This window comes from Shewanella sp. GD03713, from assembly GCF_029843705.1.
Taxonomy (GTDB): domain Bacteria; phylum Pseudomonadota; class Gammaproteobacteria; order Enterobacterales; family Shewanellaceae; genus Shewanella.
The window spans coordinates 4,635,043-4,658,048 of record NZ_JAOCIW010000001.1; the positions used below are offsets into that span (position 1 = coordinate 4,635,043).

Here is a 23,006-nt window from a genome sequence, read left to right on the forward strand (position 1 = left end):
AGTCTGGGGGATTTTTATTCAACTGCATTTAAAAAAAGAGTTATTGAACTGTGTTAACAAACACAGGATTAGAATAGAACCACAGGTCGTTATAGTTACGATCATTAATCTTGTTATACCAAGACTGTACGGATTCATCTTCAGCTTGATTAATCACTGCTGATTTCAAAGGATTACCTCTTTCCGTCAGATTAGCTTGGTTATAATCTAAATTCGTCCCACGCAGACGGAAATATTGATGCTGATCCGCGATAAAACTGTAACTCATACTGTAGTAGCCATCGGTATCTTTATGCCAGTCGGCACTAGTAAAGGTTCTAACGACTAAGGTTGAATCATTTGTTTCTTTTCTGTAAGCCGCGGTCCCAGGCTCAGCACGCTGACCCACATTACCCGCTATCAAGTCTATGTGGTTTACACCAGGGTTAATTCCAGCGTAAATTTCATTACCTATATCAGACTCTTTATTATTCAACGCCGGACTTTTAAAGCGAATAGTGAGTGTTAACTTATCACCAGGTTTAGCCACTAAAGTTTGTCCCATGGTTACACTATTCTTATTGCCATTTTCAAGCTTAAAATCCAAGGCATCGATCAAATCACCAAACACAGAAAAGCTATTGCCCGAGCGTAATCCCTTCAAAAGCGCTGTAGTATCTTTGCCATCAACCCAAGTGTAACTTTTCGCATATTCACCCGGATAATAACTACTAGCGTAGGGAGTACGTGTTTTAAAGTGGATATCCGAGTTACCCATGTTCCAAATTCTACGACCTTCACCCAATAATGCATCCCACCAGCCACCGACCTCAGCAACAACCGGATCAACGCCGCCGTACACACCACTACTACTCTCACCATAGTCACCACGGTTACCACTGAACTGCCCACCGACAAGACCTTCAACCATAAAGAAAACATTCGGAGCAACATCGTTCAGCTCCCTAACATCTTGAATCGTATAGCTGGATAAATAACGACGGGGATGATTTAGCATCCCGTAACTGCTGTCTGGATAATGAGTCTCTAACCACTTCAAAGCAGCAACAGCATCCTCGTGAGTCTTATTTTGACGGGTATCCCCCGCAGCCGTCCATGCAGCAACATCTTTGGGATCAAAGTTTGTAATATCATTTTTACTACTAAATCTGTACTCAAAGGTCTTAACCGCAGACAGAACTTTGGCTTCATCACCTAAAATACCAATGTTAAAGTGCTCATGGGTTGGCATATCCCACTCAAAACTTGAATAAGCAATCTTGCCCCCATAGTTAGGCATGCTCTTCTTTAAACCGGGAATTTCATACTGAGTTAACGCATCGTAAAACAGTAATCCACCTACGTCGTTATCATCATTATCTTGACTGTTGTTACGCATATGATTTGATAATGAAACATAGTCTAAACCGAAGTCACCAAAGGCCCATTTCAGAATATCAGACTGGGTTTCACGAGCATCCTGCGAAACCGCAGTGTGAACGTGTAAGTCACCTTTTAGCCAACGCCCACTGGGCTCAATGGGTGTAGGTTCAGTCTTATCAGAGTCAGAATTACAACCAGATAGCACCACTAGAGACGATAATAAAACAACATTGAGATTTATGACCTTATGCATGAATAACCTCTTTATATTCAAAAGTTTTATAAATAAAACCCGAATATAAGACGAATGCATGACACCCTAATGACACTGATGTTTGCGATCCACAAAATAAGCCTCTCAGTTTACAACGCTTATATGTACCATTAACGCAGCGCACCACAAAATTGACTCGACTTACTGCTGTAGAAAGGATGCCATCACATGACTAAGCCATCTTGTTTAATCATCAGCCAAATATGGTCACAAAAACTTTTCCTGAAAAAACGATTACATGTTTTACTCGCTTCGTTCAGTTTGTGTTCTTCACTAATCATGTCAGCAGCACCCGCATATGCCACACCTGCCTCGGGAGAGTTTGTCGCTAGCAAGCGCTGCGAACTGTTTCAGTCTAAAAATAAACAAACCAATCCCGATGATTGGCAGAGCAATATTGGCGAGCATTATCCCGTTGCCGAAATTTTAGGTAATAGCAGTAATCCCGATTGGCTCAGGGTGCGAACCAATGCCAACAGCTCGCCACTGCGTTGGATAAAAGGTGATTGCGGACAATACAATGCCGCAGTTACAGCGCCCGCCGAATCCATAGCGACCGCTCAGCCCACCGCGAATGTCGAGCCCGCGCAAACAAGCCTCACTAGCGAGAGCACGGCAGTTAAGAGTGAAAAACCGCAAGAACGTGGCACGCCAGAGAAGCGCCAAGGCAATGTGTGCCAAATCGAGGATAACTACGACTCCAATGTGCTCGCCCTGAGTTGGCAGAGCACCTTTTGCGAACTCTATGGCAGCCGTAAACCCGAGTGCCGCGCCTTAAGCCAGAACAGTGATGCGCCTCAGTGGCAACACTTTAGCCTGCATGGCCTCTGGCCGAATCGCCAGCAATGTGGCACCCGTTACGGCTTTTGCAGCAGCGTGAAACAACAACCGAGTGATTTTTGTGATTATCCCGAGGTGCCGCTCAATGCCTCCGTTCAAAAAAATCTCGAGGAAGTGATGCCAAGCGCCCGCTACGGCAGCTGTTTAGAGCGACATGAATGGTGGAAACATGGCACCTGTCGCAACCAAGACCCAAATGACTACTTCTTACTAGCGACTCAGCTGACACAGGAAGTGAATGCCTCCGCATGGGTGCAACAATTTATCCATGAAAGAATCGGTAAAAAAGTGACTCAACAGGAGCTAAATCAGAGCTTTGATGCCAGCTTTGGCCAAGGTGCGCACACTAAAGTCACCCTAGACTGCGCCAAAGGACTCTTGAGTGAAATCCGCATTAACCTGCCTCAAGTCATCAACAACTCCGACTCTTTGCCGAGTCTGCTCGCGAAGGCGCCGAAGGCGAAAAAAACCAATTGCCCGGCCACACTGTTTATCGACAATCCAAACTAACCGCATACAGCCAGTGGCGGGGCATATCGCCACTGGCAACCGCTTATAAACCAAGAGGCTAAAAACGGTTATCCCTCCCAAACGCCCTCGCCCAATATTAACGAAACTTCATTTAAGCAGTCCCTTTACCTCAGGATATGTCTCCTATACTCAAACAAGCCGTGCCTAGTACAGGAGCTAGCGCTTTAATCCAAGCCATGGAAGACAAGTTCACTCTGAGGTAACTATGTTTTCTATCAATCAGTTAACGCTCACTAAAAAGCTTGCAATCGTTCCTGTCTTTCTCGTTGCCATGCTTATCACTTTAGGGGTATTAAGCTACTTTGCCCTGACCGACATTGATAGTCGGATGCGCGCCGTTACTGAAGATCTTGCCCCAGAAAGCGATCTCACCAGTAGCCTGTTACAGGAAATTTATCGCCTGCGCCTCACGGTAAAAACCTATGTCAAAACCGGCTCCAGCGAGACGGCAGCCGAATTTAGCGCCCAAGACAGCAAAACCCGCGACATATTGGCAAAGGCCAAAGCCCATATAGATAATCCTGAGCGAACTCAAATGCTTGAGCAGATCATTGCCCATGAAAAAGAGTATGTGGATATTTTTAATCGCCAAGTCGTGACTAATCAGCAGCAAAGAGCCAAGCTAGTCACCGGCATACTCGACGTTAACGGGCCCGAAATCGAGAAAATTATCTCCCAGATCATGCAGTCATCTTTTACCGATGGCGATGTACAGGGCGCCTTCTTCGCCGGTAAAAATCTGCGTGAACTGCTCTTGGCTCGCCTCTATGTCAGCAAGTTTCTCCTCGATAACCAAGCCGAGCAGTCACAGCGTTTTCGGGATGAAATCGTCAACACTCATACTACTATGGATGAGCTTGCCGCCGCGCTCGATAACTTGAGCTACCAATCACAAGTCAAGCAAGCCGCCGGATTGCTTAGGGAGTATGAACAAGCGGCCAACGGGGTCTTTGAGGCGATTAACAACCGCAATCAAGCCATAGTGCAACTCGATAATATCGGCATCGAAATGGCGCAGATAACCTCAGATCTGCAAGACAATACCATGAAGTCTCTCTCCGAAGCGGGCGATATCGCCGCCAAGGAAGTCAGCCAAAAAATCATCTTTATCAACATTATCCTGCTGATCGCGATTCTGCTTTCCGCCTTTATTACCGTGATAGTGACCCAAAGCCTGCTGCGCACCATACGTGAAGTGGTGGCGCTACTGAATGAAATCGCCGATGGCGAGGCAGATCTCACCCAGCGCCTCCCCGTAAACGGCCATGACGAATTGACCCAACTTGCCAAAAACTTTAACCGCTTTGTGCTGCGGATCCAGCAGTTAGTGGCCGAAGTCAAAGACACGACTGTTCAAATGGTTAGCGCATCAACCCAGTTAAACAGTGTGACTCACAGTGCAACTCAAGACATGAGTTCACAGCAGAATGAAACCCAACTCGTCGCCTCGGCCATCACCGAAATGGCCGCCAGTGCCGTCGAAGTTGCCGCCAGTGCCGATACTGCCAATAAGCTCTCAGAAGATGCCAAAGCACAAGCCCTCCTCGGCCGCGAGACTGTTACCCGCGCCACTCATTCGATGAGGGAACTGGCGAGCAAAGTCGAAGCCTCGGCCACGACCATAGAACAGTTACGTAACGACAGCGATAAGATTGGTGCCGTGCTGGATGTGATCCGCGCCATTGCCGAGCAAACCAATCTGTTGGCGCTCAACGCGGCCATCGAAGCGGCTCGGGCAGGCGAGCAAGGACGAGGCTTTGCCGTGGTTGCCGATGAAGTACGTTCACTTGCCAGCAGAACGCAAGAATCGACCAAGCAAATCCAGCAAATCATCCAAACACTGCAGGATAGATCGGGCTCAGCGGCGACCATGATGGGACAAAGCCGAGAAGCCACCAACAGCACGGTCGAGCAAGTGACCCAAGTGGAATCGGCCCTCTCGACTATCACCGAAATGGTCATGTCGATCACCCACTCGGTTTCACAAATGGCCCACGCTGCCGAGCAGCAGTCTACCGTGGTGGAAGAAATTAATATGTCGATCAACAGCGTGAATGACAGCGCCTACCGCACTCTGACGGGGGTTAAACAGGCAGCAAGCTCTGCCAATGGCTTGCTGGGGATAGGTCAACAGCTGGATGGTTTAGTGAGTGAGTTTAAGGTGTAGCCAGTAGCGGATAAAGAAATAAGCGCATCGACATAAGACCATATAAAACCTAGGTATGACTTCAATAAACCTAGGTTTTATTGTCGTTTATGCTGAAATCTCTCCTCGCCAGTTTAAGATAGCGCATTTAACTTGATGACCGCGAAGGTTGCCCCTTGCGCGTCGGCAATTACCGAAAAACGTCCCACATCGGGGATATCGCTTGGCGGCACGCATATTTGCGCACCTAGCCCCTGCGCCTTAGCGGCAAAGGCATCACAATCCGCCACCACAAAATAAGGCATCCAATGGGCGGGGATCTCGCCCCATTCCGGCATCATTTTCATCATGCCTCCCATAGACTGACCGTCGATTTGCCACTCGGTGTAATCGATGCCGGGTACATGGCTAGGAAGTGCGGTCCAAGGAAACACTTGAGTGTAAAAACTGGCTTCGGCGCTAGGTTCGCGGCAGGCCAGCTCCACCCAACACAGGGTATTTTCTTCACCTTGGCGACGCGAGCCTGAGTGATTTTTTGCTTGCCACAGGGCAAAGCGTGCTCCTTCGGGGTCGCTCACCTGCGCCATCACGCCCGCTTCACCCACCACATGCGGGCCCATGTGTAATTGCCCACCCGCAGCCAGGATGGCGGCAACCGTCGCCTCGATATCCTTAACCGCAAAATAGATCCGCCAATGGCTGGGGATCTGTGGTTCCGACTCAGGGATTTGATACATGGCCCCTAAATCGTCCCCCTCCAGATTGAACAGCGAGAAATGACCATTAGGAATCGCCATTTCCACCGCATTCCAGCCAAATAGTGCATGGTAAAACGTCTGTGCGCCCTGCCAGTCATGGCTCGCCAGTTCGACCCAACAGGCCTGTCCCTGTGCATACTGAGTAATCCTCATTGCAGACTCCAATCAAACAGATAATGTGTTCGAGTTAAGCTGGAGTTTGAGCAACTGTCCAGTTTTGGCGATAAAAAGATGAATATAAAGAAAAAGCCCTCAATTTGAGGGCTTGATTCGTAGGCAAAATACTTAGGAGAACTGCGGCAATAAATTCGCCATCGCGAGTAGATGACAAGCCCCTGTCACCACGCCATATAACACCACAAGGATAATTAAGGGCGTGCCACCAAAGACTCTAAAACCTTGATGGTTAGGGAACTGCTGTCTCGATTTATAGGCCATCAGTGCTGGCACTATCACGGCCCAAACGGTTGCCGCTAAGGCTGCGAAACCAATGGCAACCAAAAAGCCATCGGGGAACAGCAAACCTAATATGGTCGGCGGCACAAAGGTGACGATTGCCGTTTTCATCCGCCCCGAGCGCGTATCGTCAAACCCGAATAAATCGGCCAAATAATCGAATAAGCCTAAGGTCACGCCAAGGAAAGAAGACGCCACAGCCAAGTTAGCAAACAGAGTTAACATGCTGTTTAACCAGCTACTTTCCATCACTTTCGACAAGGCGCCGACTAACACCCCCATATTGCCACCCTGGGCAATAATCTCACTAAATTGGCTGCGGGGAATGTTGCCCATAGTGGCGACTAACCAGCAGACATAAATGATCAGTGCGATGAAAGTGCCGACGAAAATCGCTTTGATGATGGTCGATGAATCTTTGCCATAGTACTTCACCAGACTCGGCACGTTGCCATGGTAGCCAAAACTTGCCAAGCCAAAGGGCAAAGCAGCCCACAGATAAGGCATAAAGCTTTGATTGCCATCCGGTTCAAGCAACTTAGTCACATCGATCTCGATCAGTAAATTACCAATCGCGAGGAAGAAAGTGATGATCATCCCGCCGAGCATTATGGTCGTAATACGATCCACCGCCTTGGTGCTGATCAACACGATACAGGCGAGCACAACCGCAAACACTAACCCGGCGACACTCTGGGGTAACTCAATCCCCATGCCCTGTAGGCTATGGTTAACAATCGAGCCGCCGCCACTGATGTAGGCGTAGGTTAAGATGTAGAGCACGAAGGCAATCGATACCCCATTCACGATCCGCCAAAACTGGCCTAGGGTCTCCTTGGTCAAGGTATCGAAACTCGCCCCCGGCTCGAAATGCAGGTTGGTTTCGAGCAGTAACAGCCCCGACATCAACATGCAGAACCAAATACCGAGTAACATCAGTACCGAGTAGCCAAACCACATGCCAGCGCCCACAACGGGCAAAGAAAACATCCCCGCCCCGACTGTGGTGCCAGCAATAATCATGGCACCACCAAGCAAAGACTTGCCCACCGGCTTATTCTTCGCCGCATTCATATGGTTAGCCATTAAACGATATGCTCCGCGGTCACGCTCGCTACTATGGTTTGTCTCACTGAGGCTCGAAGTAAGCTATTGGCTTGATCGCGAATGCGCTCGACGTCGGATTTATCTTCCTTCTCGGAAAAATAACCTAACTCTTTAAGCTTAACACTCAAAGTGTTATAGAGTTTCTTGTCGTAAAATTCTGGTGCAGTAATTCCATGCAGCGCCCCTAAACGTTGGGCCAGCAGATGGCTTTCAGACTCCAGCTCCGAACGCTCCATCTTAGGTCTGTGGGCCAGCAGATTGAAGATAATCGCATAGCGTTGCAAGGTTTCGCTAACGCTTCCGGCCAGCAACAACATTTGACTGGTGTGCTCGGTCACCACCGACAGCGTATCGCTTTCCTGCACTAGACCCTGCTCAATAAACAGATCCAGCACTTGATTCACATAACTTGGGAGGTCCTTGATACCCATGAATAACTCCGCCTTCAGTAGCGGATAGAAGTCACTCACAATCCCTAGGATATGGGCTCTTGAAATCTGCTTATTGTTGGTTAAGCAGCTAGCAATCAACGACGGAATAATAAATAAGTGGATGATATTGTTACGATAGTAAGTCATTGAAATCGCTTGATTCGCGTCAATAGATACTATCTCACCCAGAGGATCGGCATTGATGGAGAACTTATTCAGCTCTAAACCTTGCTGCACTAAGTGCTTGCCATCACCTTCGGCCACCGATGTAAACGAAGTGTAAGGCACACGCTTGAGCAGCGTCAGGTACAAATCTAACTGACGCTCGAGCAAGCAACGCTCTAGGGCATTTTGCTCCGACGCCAATAGCACTAAGCTGGTCAAGGTGATTGAACTGGCGGCGGCGGCATCGTTAATGCGGGTCATCACACGATTCGCTAACACGTTCACCGCAGGGGTTAACCAAGTCGGTTTTTGTTCGGGATCGTCGGCCACTTCAGTGCGCCAGTTTGGCGCCGTCTCATTCAAGAAGTTTTGCAGTGTAATCGGCTCACCAAAGTTGACATAACCTTGGCCAAAATTACCTAATTTACGAATAGCACCAAAGACTTGCCATACAGATTCTTTCTGTTTCTTCTTACCACTCAACTCTTTGTGATAAGTCGCCACTTCCATCACGTGATCATAACCTAAATACACAGGCACTAAGGTGACAGGGCGTTCGATGCCACGCAGCACACTGTTGATCGTCATGGCAATCATGCCCGTTTTCGGCGCCAATAGACGACCGGTGCGAGAGCGGCCACCTTCAGAGAAATACTCCACCGAATATCCCTTAGCAAACAACTGATCGAGGTATTCACGGAACACGGCCGTATAGAGTTTATTGCCGTTAAAACTACGGCGAATAAAGAAAGCCCCGCCACGGCGGAACAGCGGACCAGCAGGCCAGAAGTTTAGGTTAATCCCCGCCGCAATATGCGGTGGCACCATGCCTTGGTAATACAAAATGTAGGATAACAGCAGGTAATCCATATGGCTGCGATGGCAAGGTACATACACAATCTCGTGACCATCATGGTGAAGCTGGCGGATTTGCTCGGCACCTTTGATATTGATACCGCTGTAGAGCTTGTTCCATAACCAAGTTAAGAAACGCTCGGCAATACGCACTAGGCTATCGGAATAATTCGCTGCAATTTCATCAAGATATTCAATTGCTGTTTCACGAGCTTGGGTTTCGGAAATCTTCTTACTCGCCGCTTCTTCCTGAATCGCCTTGCGTAAGGATTCGGATTTCAACAGAGAGTGGAACATCGCCTGCCGATTAGGCAACACAGGCCCTGTCATCACCTTGCGTTGACGGCGGAAATGCACTCTCGCCACCCGCGCCAGTTTATGGGCAATCCCCATATCGGTGCCGTGTTCGTCGGCCATATAACGCAGCGATACCGCATTAGAAAACTGAACAAAGTTGTGGCGGCCTAAAAATAGGATCATCAGGCACTTACGTAACCAAGTTGGATTCTCGCGCTCAAGCACAGCCGCCTTCATGGTGTCGTCTTCTTTACCCGGGGTACGGCCCCAATACAGACTCACAGGCACCAGCTGAATATCTAACTCTGGCTTTTCCTTATGGACAGCCAACAAACGCATAAAACATTCGAGGAATGGCTCATTGCTGGCACGTTCGCCAAACAAAGGCTTACGCCCTTCGAGACAAACGACGCGGGGCGCGACAACGCCATTTACCACGAGCGGCTCGTAGGGGCTTGGCAAACCCAGCTTAGTGGTGATCTCGCTTAACGCAGCAATATCACTCAGGGATTCTGTTTTCATTACATAAGCAAGCGGTCTGGAGGCGTCCAGATTCAGATCGGCAAAGGGATCCTGCGGCACAACAATAGTGTGCACTAAGTGTTTTTGGATCCAGCGTAATGATTTCAACCAAAGAGAGTCTTGTTTAGGCATTATTCTTATGCAATGTAAGTACGTTCATTAGCCCCATAGAATACCAGATTCTAGGGAACATTCGCTAATACTCTCCAATCGCGTTAAAAAGTGGTTAATACTTGCACTACGAATAATACTGTATATACTAACAGTAACTGTATAGAAAAACAGGAAAGAACATGAGACCGTTGACGCCACGCCAAGCCGAAATTTTAGAGCTGATTAAACGTAATATTGCCGAGACTGGCATGCCACCCACCCGGGCCGAAATCGCCACCCGTTTGGGTTTTAAAAGTGCAAATGCTGCCGAAGAACACCTTAAGGCATTGGCGAAAAAAGGCTGCATCGAGATCATGCCTGGCACTTCCCGCGGGATCCGTCTCCCCGTTGAGGAAGAAGATAACAGCGAATCAGGCTTACCACTGATTGGCCAAGTGGCTGCGGGCGAACCTATTCTCGCCCAAGAGCATGTCGAACAGTACTACCAAGTCGACCCTAGCATGTTCCACCCTGCCGCCGATTTCTTACTGCGTGTCAGAGGTGACAGTATGAAGAACATCGGTATCCTCGAGGGGGATCTGCTCGCCGTTCATAAAGTACAGCAAGCGCGCAATGGCCAAGTAGTTGTTGCTCGCGTTGACGATGATGTAACAGTTAAACGCTTTGAAAAGAAAGGGAATCTCGTTTATCTACATGCAGAGAATGAAGATTACTCCCCAATTAAAGTCGATTTAAGTTTCCAAAGTCTAACAATAGAAGGGCTCGCCGTAGGGGTGATCCGCAATGGAGATTGGCTATGAACAAACTACTAGGTAATGCCCCGCGTCACCCCGGTTTATGGCTCGATGCGGTACGCGAAACCGATACTGACTGGCAGCATACGCCTATTATCACTATGCCCACCGAGAGCCAAGGGCGCCAAGAGCTGATGCAGCTTAGCAAGCAGTTAGCACAATTGAGCCAACAAGGCCGCTGGGTCGTGCTCATCAACCCTCCGAGTATTGGCTACAAGCAGTTACTGGCCAACGCTGGCGTGCGTATGGACCGAGTTCTCTTAGTCCATGCGAAAGATGAAGTCGAAACCCTGTGGGCCATGGAAAAAGCCTTAACCAGTGGCACTTCAAGCGCAGTAATTACTTGGATCCACTCACTCGATGCCCGCGACAATCGTCGTTTGCAAATTGTGGCCAAGAGCGCTCGCGCCATGGGAATAGTGCTCGAAGGTGTCGTAAATCACTCGACTGCGGACGCGACACTCAAGCAACCCGCTCACTTTGCCCAAGGTAGTTTTTTTAGCTCTGTTCATTAAAATTTTTGCACTGCGTATTTAGCCTTGAAAGCCGCCTCACCTGTGAATGTGGGGCTTTTTTTTGGCAATTTTTCAGACAATTAGAAAAAGAAGTGATCTTGATCAATTTTTAAACAGCAAGTATGTTTGATTCAGACGAGCATAATATATCGCCCGTTTAGGCAAAAAATATCGACGATTTATCGAATATCTCTTGCCCACAAAAATCGAGAATAATGGGTTTATTCAGCAGTATGTGCCAGTGTGGCTAATACCAGCAGTAACAATACTTAATCAAAAGTAAGCCGCCAACGCACGTTGAAGTCAGAGAAGCTTTTTTGGGAACTGAAGAGTTTGCATAGAGTTGAGACTTACTGTGTTGCTCTTCTTTGTAGTTGCTATTCGCAATTGGCAGAGGAGAAGTCTTGTGAAGCAATGGTTGTATTGTTTACTCGTGGTGCTATTCGCCCCACAGTTGGCCGCAGCGGACATGCGGTTCAACATGACCCCCGGCGTAACAGAAATCAGTGACAAGGTTTATCACCTGCACATGACGATTCTGTATATCTGCTGCGCCATAGGCCTAGTGGTTTTTGGCGTGATGATTTATGCCATGATCAACCACAGGAAATCAAAGGGCGCGGTCGCGTCTCACTTCCATGAGAGTACAAAAGTCGAAATCGCGTGGACGATTATTCCTTTTGTCATTCTGATCTTAATGGCGATTCCTGCCACGAAAACTCTGATTGCCATGGAAGATCCCAGCAATGCCGATCTCACAGTAAAAGTCACTGGCTCTCAATGGAAATGGCATTATAGCTACTTCGATCAAGATATTGATTTTTACAGCATTCTCGCAACCCCAAGACCTCAAATCGAAGGTAGTGAAGCTAAGGGTGAGCACTACTTACTCGAGGTCGACAAACCCCTAGTATTACCGGTCAATCGTAAAATCCGTTTCTTGATGACCTCAGAGGATGTTATCCACTCATGGTGGATGCCCGCCTTTGCCGTTAAAAAAGACGCTAACCCAGGTTTTATCAATGAGGCGTGGACCCGTATCGACAAACCCGGTATTTACCGTGGCCAATGTGCCGAGCTTTGCGGTAAAGACCATGGTTTTATGCCGATAGTGGTGCAGGCATTACCCGAAGCCGAGTTCGATGCTTGGGTTGAAGAACAAAAACAAGCCGCCAATGCCGCAGCGCAAGCCGCACAAGCCGCGTTATCGCAAACACTGACTAAAGAAGAGCTGATGGCTCAGGGTGAGCAAGTTTACCTCGGTCACTGCGCAGCCTGTCACCAACCTAACGGTGAAGGTTTACAGGGGGTATTCCCACACCTCAAAGGCAGCCCCATTGCAACCGGGCCACTGAGCGGCCATCTTGAAATCGTGCTCAATGGTAAAGCAGGTACGGCTATGCAAGCCTTTGGCAAACAATTAACGGCCCAAGAAATTGCCGCCGTGATTACCTATGAGCGTAATGCGTGGGGCAATGACACGGGTGATGCGGTGCAAGCCAAAGACGTTGATGCCCATAAATCCGGTGGCACCAATAGCGAACCAGTAGCAACGACTCCGCCCCCCGCAACCACCGATGCGCCTAAGCCAGCGACAGAACCTACCGCCAGTGTCGACCCCGCGAGTCTCCCCACGCTTAGCCATGATGAACTAATGGCCGAAGGGGAAAAAACCTATGCCACGATTTGCGCCGCCTGCCACCAGCTAACGGGTGCAGGTATGCCTCCCGCCTTCCCCGCCCTTGCTGGTAGCGCTATCGCAACGGGTCCGATCGCCAATCACATCGACATAGTGATGCACGGTAAACCGGGCACGGCGATGCAGGCATTTGGCACACAACTCACGCCACAACAGCTTGCCGCCATCATTACCTATGAGCGCAATGCGTGGGGCAATAATACCGGCGATACAGTGCAACCCGCTGATATTGCTCGCCATGGACAGTAGGGGATTAAGATGAGCACACTGACTCAAGATCAAATTGCCGCCCATGATGAACACCATCACGGTGCACCTAAAGGCATCATGCGCTGGTTACTCACCACCAACCACAAGGACATTGGCACCCTGTACCTGTGGTTTAGTTTCATAATGTTTTTAACTGGTGGTGCTATGGCCATGGTGATCCGCGCCGAACTCTTTCAGCCCGGATTACAACTCGTTGAACCTAACTTCTTCAACCAGATGACCACAGTACATGGGCTAATCATGGTATTCGGCGCCGTGATGCCAGCCTTTACAGGGCTGGCTAACTGGTTGATCCCCATGATGATTGGCGCGCCCGATATGGCGCTTCCACGGATGAACAACTGGAGTTTTTGGATCCTTCCCTTCGCCTTTACCATATTGTTGAGCTCATTGTTTATGGAAGGTGGCGGCCCTAACTTCGGTTGGACCTTCTACGCACCACTCTCGACCACTTACAGCCCTGACAGCACAGCATTATTTGTCTTCTCGATTCATATCATGGGGATAAGTTCGATCATGGGCGCCATCAACGTGATCGTAACCATAGTCAACCTACGCGCTCCCGGCATGACGTGGATGAAGTTACCGCTGTTTGTCTGGACCTGGCTGATTACCGCCTTCTTGCTGATCGCCGTCATGCCAGTGCTCGCAGGCGCCGTCACTATGGTGTTAACCGATAAGTTTTTCGGTACTAGCTTCTTCGAGGCGGCAGGCGGCGGCGACCCTGTGATGTTCCAGCATATCTTCTGGTTCTTCGGTCACCCCGAAGTCTACATCATGATTCTGCCTTCCTTCGGCATTATCTCCGCCATAGTTCCGGCTTTCAGCCGTAAACCATTATTTGGCTATTCATCCATGGTGTATGCCACGGCGAGTATTGCGATTCTGTCCTTCCTCGTGTGGGCGCACCATATGTTCACCACCGGTATGCCCGTGTTTGCCGAGTTGTTTTTTATGTACTGCACTATGCTGATTGCCGTGCCGACTGGGGTAAAAGTGTTTAACTGGGTAGCGACCATGTGGCGCGGCTCACTGAGTTTTGAAACCCCAATGTTGTTCGCGGTGGCCTTTATTATCCTGTTCACTATTGGCGGCTTCTCGGGTTTGATGCTCGCCATCACACCAGCCGACTTCCAATACCACGATACTTACTTTGTGGTGGCTCACTTCCACTATGTGTTAGTCACGGGTGCGATTTTCTCCATCATGGCGGCGGCCTATTACTGGCTACCTAAATGGACCGGCCATATGTACAGCGAAAAGCTCGGCCAGTGGCATTTTTGGTGCTCGGTGATTTCGGTCAACGTGCTGTTTTTCCCGATGCACTTCTTGGGTCTTGCGGGTATGCCAAGGCGTATTCCCGATTACTCGATTCAATTTGCCGATGTAAACCAAATCGTATCGATTGGAGGTTTTGCCTTCGGTCTATCTCAGCTGATTTTCCTCGTGCTGGTGATTAAGTGCATTCGGGGCGGTGAAAAGGCGCCCGCCAAACCTTGGGAAGGCAGCGAAGGCTTAGAGTGGACCCTACCCAGCCCCGCACCCTACCACTCTTTCACCACGCCACCCGAGGTGAAATAACATGCAAGGCCAACCCCATCAGCCTAACATCAAGTCAAACCGTAAGCTTATCAGCCTACTGGTGTTGGGCTGCCTTGCGATGTTTGGTTTTGGGTTCGCCTTAGTACCGCTCTACGATGTGCTGTGCGAAAAACTGGGTATTAACGGCAAAACCTCCAATACCGCCAGCAGTTATCAAGCGATCATTGTGGATAAGAACCGCGTGGTAACGGTGGAGTTTATCTCGCAGGTACAGACGGGAATGCCGTGGAAATTTGAGCCACAAACGAAGCGGCTCGAAGTGCATCCGGGAGAGCTCATACACACGGCATTTCTGGCGCAAAACGTCTCGAATAGAGCGACTGTGGGCCAGGCGATTCCCTCTATTTCGCCCGGACAAGGTGCGGCTTATTTCAATAAAACCGAATGTTTTTGTTTTAACCAACAACACTTAGCCGCGGCGAGTCGCGCCGAACTGCCGTTGATCTTCTTTGTGGATCCTCAATTACCCGAGTCTATCCACACCTTAACCCTCTCTTACACCCTCTACGACATTACCGACAAGCAGTTAGCGTCTGCCATAGAGCAAGGAGCTGTAAAATGACCACTAAACATGAGACTTACTACGTCCCCGCCCAGAGTGCTTGGCCGATTGTTGGTGCTATCGGCTTGTTTTTAATTGCCTTTGGGGCAGGACATTTTGTACATCAACTCAAATCTGGCGCTTCGGGTGGCGGCTATATTCTACTAGCAGGCATAGCCGTCATCCTGTTTATGCTGGTAGGCTGGTTTAGAACCGTGATCCAAGAATCGATGACGGGCCTCTACTCCCATCAAATGGATAGATCGTTTCGCCAAGGCATGAGCTGGTTTATCTTCTCCGAGGTGATGTTCTTCGCCGCCTTCTTCGGCGCCTTATTTTACGCCCGCATGGTCGCAGTACCTTGGCTCGGCGGTGCATCCAACAATGCCATGACCCACGAAGTCCTGTGGCCACACTTCGAGGCTGTTTGGCCACTCCTCACCACGCCAGATGGTACCAAAACCGAAGCCATGCCATGGAATGGACTACCGCTAGTCAACACCATTGTGCTGCTAACCTCCTCTGTCACGCTGCATTTCGCCCATACCAGCTTAGAAAAGGGTAAGCGTTCGGCCATCACCCTTTGGCTCGGACTCACGATTTTGCTCGGAATTAGCTTCCTTGCTTTGCAGGCGGAGGAATATAGCCATGCCTACCATGAGATGGGGCTAACGCTCACCTCGGGCGTGTATGGCAACACCTTTTTCCTGCTGACGGGTTTCCACGGCATGCATGTCACCTTGGGCACCATCTTTCTATTAGTCTTGTTTTTCAGAGTGTTAAAGGGCCACTTTAGTGCGGATAAGCATTTTGCCTTCCAAGCGGGTAGTTGGTACTGGCACTTTGTCGACGTAGTCTGGCTCTGCCTGTTTATCTTTGTTTATGTGCTTTAAAGATTCATTAAAACAATTAGTTGAAAGCTTAAGGCGTGGGATTGAGACCAAGCAGTCCAGTCCCTAAAGCCACCAGCAAGAGCAGGATAACCAGTACGGAAAACATCACCCTACGGCCCAAATAGCGGCTCATAGGCACAGGGTGATCAGCGGTTTGATCGTCACCTTTAACCATAATGATTAAGGCTCTGCCTAGGTTAAAAATGATAAACAGTAACAGCAGTACTAAAACACACTTAAAAATGAACGGGATGTTCATACGCTATCCTTATGTTTTGCTGACCAAATTAATTGGGTTGCCAAGATATATCTGGGTGCATAGGGCAATGTTGTTACTGCTGATATTGACTGTGGTGGTATTCGTGATTTTGGTCAAGCTGGGTTTGTGGCAAATGGACAGGGCCGCTGAAAAAACCGAACTACTCGCACAAATGGAAGCAAGACAATCCGCGGCCGCACTCAATCCTGAACAGCTCATAGCTGAATTAGCTAAAGGTGGCGTTACTGGCTATCGCCTTGAGGTTCAAGCCAGCCCCGTTAATCCACAAATCTGGTTACTCGACAATCAGGTCTATCAAGGACAAGTGGGCTATCTCGCCTTTCAATTGCTGCAAATAACGTCAGCAAATCTGGCAAATAATCGCGAGCAACCTTGGCTGTTACTCGAACTCGGCTTTATTGCCGCTAAATCCCACCGAGATGCCTTGCCCGAAGTCAGCCCCATAGTTGGTGAATTGACTCTTACAGGCCGCCTCTATCAAAAACAGATTAATCCCTTGAGCCATCACTTATTAGCAGAACCCTTCACCACGGAACAAGGTGAACGGATTCGGTTTCAAAATCTCAATCTGCCCGAGATGGCACAGATGTTAGGGCATCCCATCCTGCCCGCGGTGTTACAACCCGATACCTTACCCCAATTACAACCAGCGCAGGCCTTGCCCCACCCTTGGCAACCTTTCCCCCTCTCGGCACAAAAGCATTGGGGTTATGCATTGCAATGGTTTGCCATGGCAACTGTGTTTGCGGGGCTGATGGGTTGGCAAGCAATGAAATACCTCAAAAAATCACGACAACGGCATCAAGCCGATAAGGAAGCGACTAAGACCGAGTAACAGATACCTGCAAGATTTTAATAAAAAACAATAAAACAAAGCATTAAGGACAATAAGAGGAGCAAATATGGACTCCCAACAAACAGCCAAATACCGCGCATTGGGGTTATTGCTACTGGCCTTTATCGCGCCTGTGGTCATCGCTAAGTTAGTGCTGAGCATGCATTGGTATCAAGGCGGCTCCACCAACCACGGTGAGCTCATCAGCCCAGAAACCAGTTATACCAGTCTTGGCCTTAACAATCCTCAGCCTAAGGAATGGCAACTGCTGTATTTATTGCCCGCAAAGTGCGATGAGGCTTGCCGCGAGCGCTTATATATCCTGCGTCAGAGTCATACCGCCTTAGGGCCAGATCAGGCTCGTGTCGAACCGCTTATTCTGCTGAATCCCGACAGTGACTTAAGCGCATTAAGCACCTTTAGCTTCAACACTCAGCCCGCCAGCCAAAGCCTCAACCAATGGCTTGACCAACAGCAGCTGATTATTGTCGATCCACTCGGCGCACTCGTGCTGCGTTATCCCCAAGTGCAAGGCAAGACGGCACATTTAGCTCAGGGTAAGGCCTTGGTCGCGGATCTCCGTAAGTTATTAAAACTATCGAGGGTAGACTAATGCAACTGACTTGGCTCCTACGCGTCACTATAGTCTTTACCCTGTTAGTGATTTTAATGGGGGCTTACACTCGGCTCTCGGACGCAGGACTTGGCTGCCCAGATTGGCCCGGTTGTTACGGCCATATCAAAGTGCCCACCCACGACCATGAGATCTCCCATGCCCAAACCCTGTTTCCAGACCACGATATCCATCCCGAAAAAGCCTGGCTCGAAATGATCCACAGGTATATCGCGGGCGCCTTGGGCATCCTCGTATTACTGATTTTGATCCTTTGCTTGAAAACATCCCAAGCCCCAAAAAAGCTCCCCTTTGCCATAGTGTTACTCATCATCTTTCAGGCGGCGTTGGGTATGTGGACTGTGACGATGAAGTTAATGCCGATTGTCGTGATGTCCCATTTAATTGGCGGCTTTAGCCTGCTCTCGCTCCTGCTCTTGCTGTATCTGCGAACGCGTCCGAGGCGAATTTTCGAAACCGCTGATATTCACAATCAGCGTGTTGCGAGCGTAGGATTTAATGGCGCCCATGGTTCGCGGATAGGCACGAGCCTTAAATTTCTCGGCCAGAGTAAACACTTACCGAAACTGGCGTTGCTGAGTCTGGTGGTGCTGATAGGTCAAATAATGCTCGGCGCTTGGACCTCCTCCAACTATGCCGCCCTCGCCTGTACGGCTCTGCCGATTTGCGAAGGAAATTGGATGGATAATCTCGCGATTGCCGATGCGTTTTCCCCTTTCCAAGGGCAACACCCAAGCTTTGAATTTGGCGTATTGGATTACCATGCCCGCATGACCATTCATATCGCCCACCGCGTCGGCGCCATCATTACCGCCAGTCTATTGTTGTTGCTCGCCTATCGGTTATTTTTCAGCACCCAGCTCAAGGCCCTAAGCCTATTGTTGGTCGCCTTAGTGATACTGCAGGTCAGTTTAGGGATTTCAAACGTGGTGATGCATTTACCACTGGGGATTGCCGTTTCCCACAACGGCGGCGCGGCGCTGTTACTACTCACCATAGTCGCGATTAACTATTTCCTTTGGCGCAGGGCACCTTAATCATCGGGGGATTTATCATGGCAAAACCACTCTCTATCAGCAGTCACCCCAGTGTTCACTTAGCTTGGCGTGCCTATTTCGAGATGACCAAACCTAAGGTAGTGGCCTTAATGCTGCTCACCGTCTTAGTCGGCATGTGTTTAGCCATGCCCACCATACTGCCAGTCAAACCTTTAGTGGCAGGCTTACTCGGCATCGCCATGATGGCGGGTTCGGCCGCCGCCTTAAACCATCTGATTGATAGGCGAATCGACGGCATGATGGCACGCACCTATAACCGACCACTGCCCAAGGGCCGAGTCTCGGCGACGAGGGCGTTGTTGTTCGCGGCACTCTTAGGCAGCCTAGGTTTTGTGATCCTCTATGTTTTTACTAATCCACTCACCGCTTGGCTGACCTTTGCCAGCTTGATTGGTTATGCCTTGATTTATACCGCCTATTTAAAACGGGCCACGCCACAAAACATTGTTATTGGCGGTTTAGCGGGCGCGATGCCGCCGCTCTTGGGTTGGACGGCGGTGACGAATCAATTCCATGGTCATGCTCTATTGCTCGTCATCATCATATTCCTGTGGACGCCGCCGCATTTTTGGGCACTGGCGATTCACAGACGCGCAGAATATGCCAAAGTGGATATTCCCATGCTGCCCGTGACTCATGGGGTAGAATTTACTAAGACCTGTATCTTGCTCTATACGATTTTGCTGGCGATTGCTTGTCTATTGCCCGTGTTAGTCGGGATGAGTGGACCACTCTACTTTGTGTGTTCAAGCTTGCTCAGCACGGGATTTATTTATAAAGCGTGGCAGTTAAAGTATCAGGACAGCGAAGGGCTGGCGATGCAGGTGTTTCGTTTTTCTATTTATCATTTAATGTTGTTATTCATGGCATTACTGCTCGACCACTATCTTTGGGCTTAATGTGCAACGAGCGATGGTCAAAGGACAAAATATGCAAACAAGAATCTCCAACAAGATCTTAGTGATAGCGATTCTATTAATAGGATTGGGTGGACTATTTGCAGTGAAGTTCAATCCACCTAAGCCCGTTGAGTTAGAGAGTGGTTTTTTGTTTCCCGAGGCGTTCGAGCTAGCGCCCTTTGAGCTTGTCGATCAACAGCAGAAACCCTTTACCAATGCCAATTTGAAGGACCAATGGAGCCTATTCTTTATCGGCTTTACCTATTGCCCCGATGTCTGTCCGACCACCTTAAACAAACTCGCCGCCGCCTATCCTGAGCTGAAAAAAATTGCGCCCATTCAAATCGTGTTTTTATCCGTAGATCCGAAGCGGGACACCCCAGAGAAACTCCTCACCTATGTGAATTTCTTTAATCCTGAGTTTAAGGCAGTGACGGGTGAGCAAACCCAAATCTTCCCCCTCACCCGCAGCCTAGGCCTCACCTATGCCATGGTCGGCGAAGGGGATAATTATCAAGTCGATCATAGTGCTGGCTATGTACTGGTTTCTCCCCAAGGCACGCGGGTCGCAGTGTTTAAACCCACGGCAGCCTTAGGTAAATCCCCTCAAGTACTCAACGACGCCTTGATCAGCGACTTCGATAAAATCGTCAAAAGCTACAAACCTAAATAGCTTCGCAAAGGCATTATTCTTTAACCCAAGTGCCGTCGTCTTTGGGTCTCACCCATGCCTGCGAAAACCAGTAATAGCCGTTGCGTGTCTTGCTTGGCGCCGTGCAATTGTAGCGTGAACGCCCCGCTGGCAGGGCTAAATCTGCTTGAATACTAAACTCATTGTCGCTGCTCCAAGTCGGCGTTTTAGCGCCTTGCCCTTGGATATAACACATGACCTGCTTGGCCGAAATATCGCTCATATCGAGCTTAACCTTAAGCTCGGGGCGCCAATGTCCGCCCTTAAGCTCAGGATCGCTAGGCGTTTGCTCAAGCACTGGCATATTGAGGCTGTATAACTTGGCTTTTAGGCTTTTTAGATCCGCATATTGCCCCGCCACCGGGAAGCGCGGCAGCGCCGTGAGGGGCGAATAAGGCCCCGCCGCACCTGACTGCTGGCCAAAGGCAACGAAGCCATTTTCGGTCAACATATCTTGAATCGCCTGATTGTATTCGCCATAGGGATAGGCCAGCATTTTAAAGCTCTGCCCCGTCGCCTCACGAATCGCGTTTTCGGTGTCCTGAATATTTGCTTTAATTCGTGCCAGCCATTGGCTTTGGGATTCATTGTCTAGCCTGCGGATCAGATGCTCATGAGCCCAGCTGTGGTTAGCAATGTCGGCCCCTTCCTTGGAGAGCTTAATCAGATCTTCCCAGGTCATCATCTCGGTAAACTTTTGTTTAATCGGCTCAATCGCCACAAATAGGGTGTAGGGAAAACCAAATTCCTTTAGGATAGGGTGCGCTGTGGTCGCAATGCTGCGATAACCATCATCGAAGGTGATCGCCACCGTTTTTGCGGGTAAATCTTGCTTGTTTTTGATCGCCTCAACCACTTGGGATAAGGGAATAACCTTAAAACCATCGTCCGCCAGAAACTGCATTTGCTCACGAAATTGTGCAGGCGTGACGCTCGTCGCCGCCGGCGTGGTTTCTGACACATGGTGATACTGTAAAATGACCACAGCATGGGCCGAGAAAGTCATCAGCCCTAAGAGTGCCAATAACGCACGTTTAACCATAATGTGAATACCTCTGAAATCAATGACTACCGCAAAATCCACCGCACTCGCGCTCCTGTTGAATGGCACCAAGAATCGCCAGCTGCTCGCGCTTGCCCTGCCGATGATCCTTTCCAATATCACGGTTCCGCTGTTGGGATTGGTAGATACGGCCGTCATCGGGCATTTAAGTGACGCCTATTATTTAGGGGGCGTCGCACTCGGGTCAACGATTATCACATTAATCATTTGGTTATTAGGCTTTTTACGGATGGCGACAACCGGATTGGTCGCACAGGCCTATGGCGCAAACGATACCGCGCGCCAATTAAAGTTGCTGGTCCAAGGCGCCATGTTGGCGACTGGGCTGGGTATCGCGGTGATCCTATTACAGATCCCGATACTGAATTTAGCGCTCGGCCTCTCCGAGGCGAGTGTGGAAGTGGAGCGTTATTGCCGAGAATATTTTCAGGTCCGAGTCTGGTCGACGCCATTCGCCCTGCTCAATTTAGTGATGCTAGGCTGGCTCCTTGGCAGACAACAGCCCAAGGCGGCCATGTGGCAGCTCATCTTCGCCAATTTGGCCAATATTATCCTCGATGTGCTCTTTGTCTTAGGTTTAGGCTGGGGAGTCAAAGGAGCTGCACTTGCCTCAGTATGTGCGGATATCACCGCCTTTAGCGTTGCGCTCTACATTGTATTACAACAGCTTAAGTTAATACCTCGATTCCAATTTGCCGATATTAGAGTTCACCTGAACTTGTCGGGTTACGGCCAGCTGCTCAGGCTCAATACCGATATTTTTATCCGCAGCCTATGCCTGCAAGCCGCTTTCGCCTTTATGACTTTTCACGGTGCAGGCCTTGGGGATAATACGGTCGCAGCCAATGCGGTCTTATTGAATTTACTGTTATTAATCGCCTACGCCCTCGATGGCATAGCCTATTATGCCGAGGCGGAAGTGGGCAAAGCCTACGGGCAACAACGCACACAGTCACTGCGCGAAGCAGTACTCCTCGCTTGGTGTTGGTCAGCCATCACAGCCCTAGGTTTTAGCCTGATATTTTATCTTTTTGGAGACCATATCATCGGGCTGCTAACCAATATTGATGAGGTGAGAACCACAGCGCAAATTTATCTGCCTTGGCTGATATTACTGCCGCTTTGGTCTTTTAGTTCCTATCTGTTTGATGGGGTTTATATTGGCGCCGCTAAGGGCAAAGTCATGCGCAATAGCATGATTATCGCCACATTTGGCGCCTTCTTCCCGACATGGTATTTGCTGCAATCGCTGTTGCCTTCCGAACAAGCTAACCATGCACTGTGGGCGGCCATGACGGCCTTTATGCTAGCGCGCAGCCTCACCCTAGCGACACATTACCGCTTTAGCAAGGCATTTATTCTTAATTAGTTCTG

The 23,006-nt window shown here is 49.4% G+C and carries 20 protein-coding genes; 14 read left to right on the forward strand and 6 right to left on the reverse strand.

Annotation, left to right across the window (positions count from 1 at the left end):
- Positions 1 to 40: 40 nt before the first annotated feature.
- Entirely contained in the window at positions 41 to 1,615 is a 1,575-nt protein-coding gene (locus N5E87_RS20285) for a hypothetical protein (protein WP_086902439.1), read from the reverse strand.
- Between the two features lie 189 nt (positions 1,616 to 1,804).
- On the opposite strand from N5E87_RS20285, the gene N5E87_RS20290 reads away from it, so the two are divergent.
- Together N5E87_RS20290 and N5E87_RS20295 are read left to right on the forward strand one after the other, a co-directional pair.
- A complete protein-coding gene (locus N5E87_RS20290; protein WP_086902440.1) occupies positions 1,805 to 2,986 on the forward strand; it encodes a ribonuclease T2 in 1,182 nt (393 codons plus the stop codon).
- A 226-nt stretch (positions 2,987 to 3,212) separates the two neighbouring features.
- Complete coding sequence (locus N5E87_RS20295) at positions 3,213 to 5,174, forward strand: methyl-accepting chemotaxis protein (RefSeq protein ID WP_279775805.1); 1,962 nt, start codon at positions 3,213 to 3,215, stop codon at positions 5,172 to 5,174.
- 113 nt (positions 5,175 to 5,287) lie between these two features.
- On the opposite strand, the gene N5E87_RS20300 is transcribed toward N5E87_RS20295, so the two are convergent.
- From N5E87_RS20300 to plsB, 3 genes are all read right to left on the reverse strand, one after another.
- Positions 5,288 to 6,064 carry a VOC family protein gene (locus tag N5E87_RS20300; RefSeq protein ID WP_086902442.1) on the reverse strand — a complete coding sequence of 259 codons (777 nt, stop codon included), beginning with the start codon at positions 6,062 to 6,064 and terminating at the stop codon, positions 5,288 to 5,290.
- 132 nt (positions 6,065 to 6,196) lie between these two features.
- A complete protein-coding gene (gene mtr / locus N5E87_RS20305; RefSeq protein WP_086902443.1) occupies positions 6,197 to 7,453 on the reverse strand; it encodes a tryptophan permease in 1,257 nt (418 codons plus the stop codon).
- Positions 7,453 to 9,876, reverse strand: a complete 2,424-nt coding sequence (gene plsB, locus N5E87_RS20310; protein WP_086902444.1) for a glycerol-3-phosphate 1-O-acyltransferase PlsB — start codon at positions 9,874 to 9,876, stop codon at positions 7,453 to 7,455. The genes mtr and plsB overlap by 1 nt, the downstream gene beginning before the upstream one ends.
- A gap of 161 nt (positions 9,877 to 10,037) precedes the next feature.
- On the opposite strand from plsB, the gene lexA reads away from it, so the two are divergent.
- The 6 genes from lexA to N5E87_RS20340 all read left to right on the forward strand — a co-directional run bounded on the left by lexA (position 10,038) and on the right by N5E87_RS20340 (position 16,172).
- The gene (gene lexA, locus N5E87_RS20315) at positions 10,038 to 10,658 is read left to right on the forward strand and encodes a transcriptional repressor LexA (protein ID WP_011624510.1); all 621 of its coding nucleotides are present in this window, start codon (positions 10,038 to 10,040) and stop codon (positions 10,656 to 10,658) included.
- Positions 10,655 to 11,167 (forward strand): SulA-like leucine-rich domain-containing protein, encoded by a 513-nt coding sequence (locus tag N5E87_RS20320; protein ID WP_279775806.1) that lies wholly within the window; start codon positions 10,655 to 10,657, stop codon positions 11,165 to 11,167. Before lexA ends, N5E87_RS20320 begins: the two co-directional genes overlap by 4 nt.
- Positions 11,168 to 11,573: 406 nt before the next feature.
- Positions 11,574 to 13,115: a cytochrome c oxidase subunit II gene (coxB, locus tag N5E87_RS20325; protein WP_279775807.1), complete on the forward strand. Its 1,542-nt coding sequence runs from the start codon at positions 11,574 to 11,576 to the stop codon at positions 13,113 to 13,115.
- Positions 13,116 to 13,124: 9 nt separating this feature from the next.
- A complete protein-coding gene (gene ctaD, locus N5E87_RS20330) occupies positions 13,125 to 14,717 on the forward strand; it encodes a cytochrome c oxidase subunit I (RefSeq protein ID WP_011624513.1) in 1,593 nt (530 codons plus the stop codon).
- Position 14,718: 1 nt separating this feature from the next.
- Positions 14,719 to 15,300 (forward strand): cytochrome c oxidase assembly protein, encoded by a 582-nt coding sequence (locus tag N5E87_RS20335; protein ID WP_279775808.1) that lies wholly within the window; start codon positions 14,719 to 14,721, stop codon positions 15,298 to 15,300.
- Positions 15,297 to 16,172 carry a cytochrome c oxidase subunit 3 gene (locus N5E87_RS20340; RefSeq protein WP_133181674.1) on the forward strand — a complete coding sequence of 292 codons (876 nt, stop codon included), beginning with the start codon at positions 15,297 to 15,299 and terminating at the stop codon, positions 16,170 to 16,172. The genes N5E87_RS20335 and N5E87_RS20340 overlap by 4 nt, the downstream gene beginning before the upstream one ends.
- A 28-nt stretch (positions 16,173 to 16,200) precedes the next feature.
- Here N5E87_RS20340 and N5E87_RS20345 read toward each other — a convergent pair whose 3' ends face one another.
- Entirely contained in the window at positions 16,201 to 16,431 is a 231-nt protein-coding gene (locus tag N5E87_RS20345; protein ID WP_041412864.1) for a DUF2909 family protein, read from the reverse strand.
- On the opposite strand from N5E87_RS20345, the gene N5E87_RS20350 reads away from it, so the two are divergent.
- From N5E87_RS20350 to N5E87_RS20370, 5 genes are all read left to right on the forward strand, one after another.
- The gene (locus N5E87_RS20350) at positions 16,376 to 17,287 is read left to right on the forward strand and encodes an SURF1 family protein (protein WP_279775809.1); all 912 of its coding nucleotides are present in this window, start codon (positions 16,376 to 16,378) and stop codon (positions 17,285 to 17,287) included. The two genes, N5E87_RS20345 and N5E87_RS20350, sit on opposite strands and share 56 nt — an antisense overlap.
- 67 nt (positions 17,288 to 17,354) lie before the next feature.
- Complete coding sequence (locus N5E87_RS20355; RefSeq protein WP_279775811.1) at positions 17,355 to 17,900, forward strand: hypothetical protein; 546 nt, start codon at positions 17,355 to 17,357, stop codon at positions 17,898 to 17,900.
- Positions 17,900 to 18,958, forward strand: coding sequence for a COX15/CtaA family protein (locus tag N5E87_RS20360; protein ID WP_279775812.1), 1,059 nt, complete (start codon positions 17,900 to 17,902; stop codon positions 18,956 to 18,958). Before N5E87_RS20355 ends, N5E87_RS20360 begins: the two co-directional genes overlap by 1 nt.
- A gap of 17 nt (positions 18,959 to 18,975) precedes the next feature.
- On the forward strand, positions 18,976 to 19,878 hold the full coding sequence (gene cyoE / locus N5E87_RS20365; protein WP_133181680.1) for a heme o synthase: 903 nt from the start codon (positions 18,976 to 18,978) through the stop codon (positions 19,876 to 19,878).
- Between the two features lie 43 nt (positions 19,879 to 19,921).
- A complete protein-coding gene (locus N5E87_RS20370; RefSeq protein ID WP_279775873.1) occupies positions 19,922 to 20,551 on the forward strand; it encodes an SCO family protein in 630 nt (209 codons plus the stop codon).
- Positions 20,552 to 20,564: 13 nt separating this feature from the next.
- On the opposite strand, the gene N5E87_RS20375 is transcribed toward N5E87_RS20370, so the two are convergent.
- Positions 20,565 to 21,611, reverse strand: a complete 1,047-nt coding sequence (locus N5E87_RS20375) for a polysaccharide deacetylase family protein (RefSeq protein WP_086902452.1) — start codon at positions 21,609 to 21,611, stop codon at positions 20,565 to 20,567.
- Positions 21,612 to 21,633: 22 nt separating this feature from the next.
- Between N5E87_RS20375 and N5E87_RS20380 the strand changes: the two genes are divergently transcribed.
- Positions 21,634 to 23,001, forward strand: a complete 1,368-nt coding sequence (locus tag N5E87_RS20380; protein ID WP_086902453.1) for an MATE family efflux transporter — start codon at positions 21,634 to 21,636, stop codon at positions 22,999 to 23,001.
- The last annotated feature ends 5 nt before the right edge of the window (positions 23,002 to 23,006 follow it).

Excerpts from the sequence above, each read along its gene's own strand:
- N5E87_RS20285 (WP_086902439.1), bottom strand. The coding sequence starts at position 1,615 with ATGCATAAGGTCATAAATCTCAATGTTGTTTTATTATCGTCTCTAGTG.
- N5E87_RS20290 (WP_086902440.1), top strand. The coding sequence starts at position 1,805 with ATGACTAAGCCATCTTGTTTAATCATCAGCCAAATATGGTCACAAAAA.
- N5E87_RS20295 (WP_279775805.1), top strand. The coding sequence starts at position 3,213 with ATGTTTTCTATCAATCAGTTAACGCTCACTAAAAAGCTTGCAATCGTT.
- N5E87_RS20300 (WP_086902442.1), bottom strand. The coding sequence starts at position 6,064 with ATGAGGATTACTCAGTATGCACAGGGACAGGCCTGTTGGGTCGAACTG.
- mtr (WP_086902443.1), bottom strand. The coding sequence starts at position 7,453 with ATGGCTAACCATATGAATGCGGCGAAGAATAAGCCGGTGGGCAAGTCT.
- plsB (WP_086902444.1), bottom strand. The coding sequence starts at position 9,876 with ATGCCTAAACAAGACTCTCTTTGGTTGAAATCATTACGCTGGATCCAA.
- lexA (WP_011624510.1), top strand. The coding sequence starts at position 10,038 with ATGAGACCGTTGACGCCACGCCAAGCCGAAATTTTAGAGCTGATTAAA.
- N5E87_RS20320 (WP_279775806.1), top strand. The coding sequence starts at position 10,655 with ATGAACAAACTACTAGGTAATGCCCCGCGTCACCCCGGTTTATGGCTC.
- ctaD (WP_011624513.1), top strand. The coding sequence starts at position 13,125 with ATGAGCACACTGACTCAAGATCAAATTGCCGCCCATGATGAACACCAT.
- N5E87_RS20335 (WP_279775808.1), top strand. The coding sequence starts at position 14,719 with ATGCAAGGCCAACCCCATCAGCCTAACATCAAGTCAAACCGTAAGCTT.
- N5E87_RS20340 (WP_133181674.1), top strand. The coding sequence starts at position 15,297 with ATGACCACTAAACATGAGACTTACTACGTCCCCGCCCAGAGTGCTTGG.
- N5E87_RS20350 (WP_279775809.1), top strand. The coding sequence starts at position 16,376 with ATGATAAACAGTAACAGCAGTACTAAAACACACTTAAAAATGAACGGG.
- N5E87_RS20345 (WP_041412864.1), bottom strand. The coding sequence starts at position 16,431 with ATGAACATCCCGTTCATTTTTAAGTGTGTTTTAGTACTGCTGTTACTG.
- N5E87_RS20355 (WP_279775811.1), top strand. The coding sequence starts at position 17,355 with ATGGACTCCCAACAAACAGCCAAATACCGCGCATTGGGGTTATTGCTA.
- N5E87_RS20360 (WP_279775812.1), top strand. The coding sequence starts at position 17,900 with ATGCAACTGACTTGGCTCCTACGCGTCACTATAGTCTTTACCCTGTTA.
- cyoE (WP_133181680.1), top strand. The coding sequence starts at position 18,976 with ATGGCAAAACCACTCTCTATCAGCAGTCACCCCAGTGTTCACTTAGCT.
- N5E87_RS20375 (WP_086902452.1), bottom strand. The coding sequence starts at position 21,611 with ATGGTTAAACGTGCGTTATTGGCACTCTTAGGGCTGATGACTTTCTCG.
- N5E87_RS20380 (WP_086902453.1), top strand. The coding sequence starts at position 21,634 with ATGACTACCGCAAAATCCACCGCACTCGCGCTCCTGTTGAATGGCACC.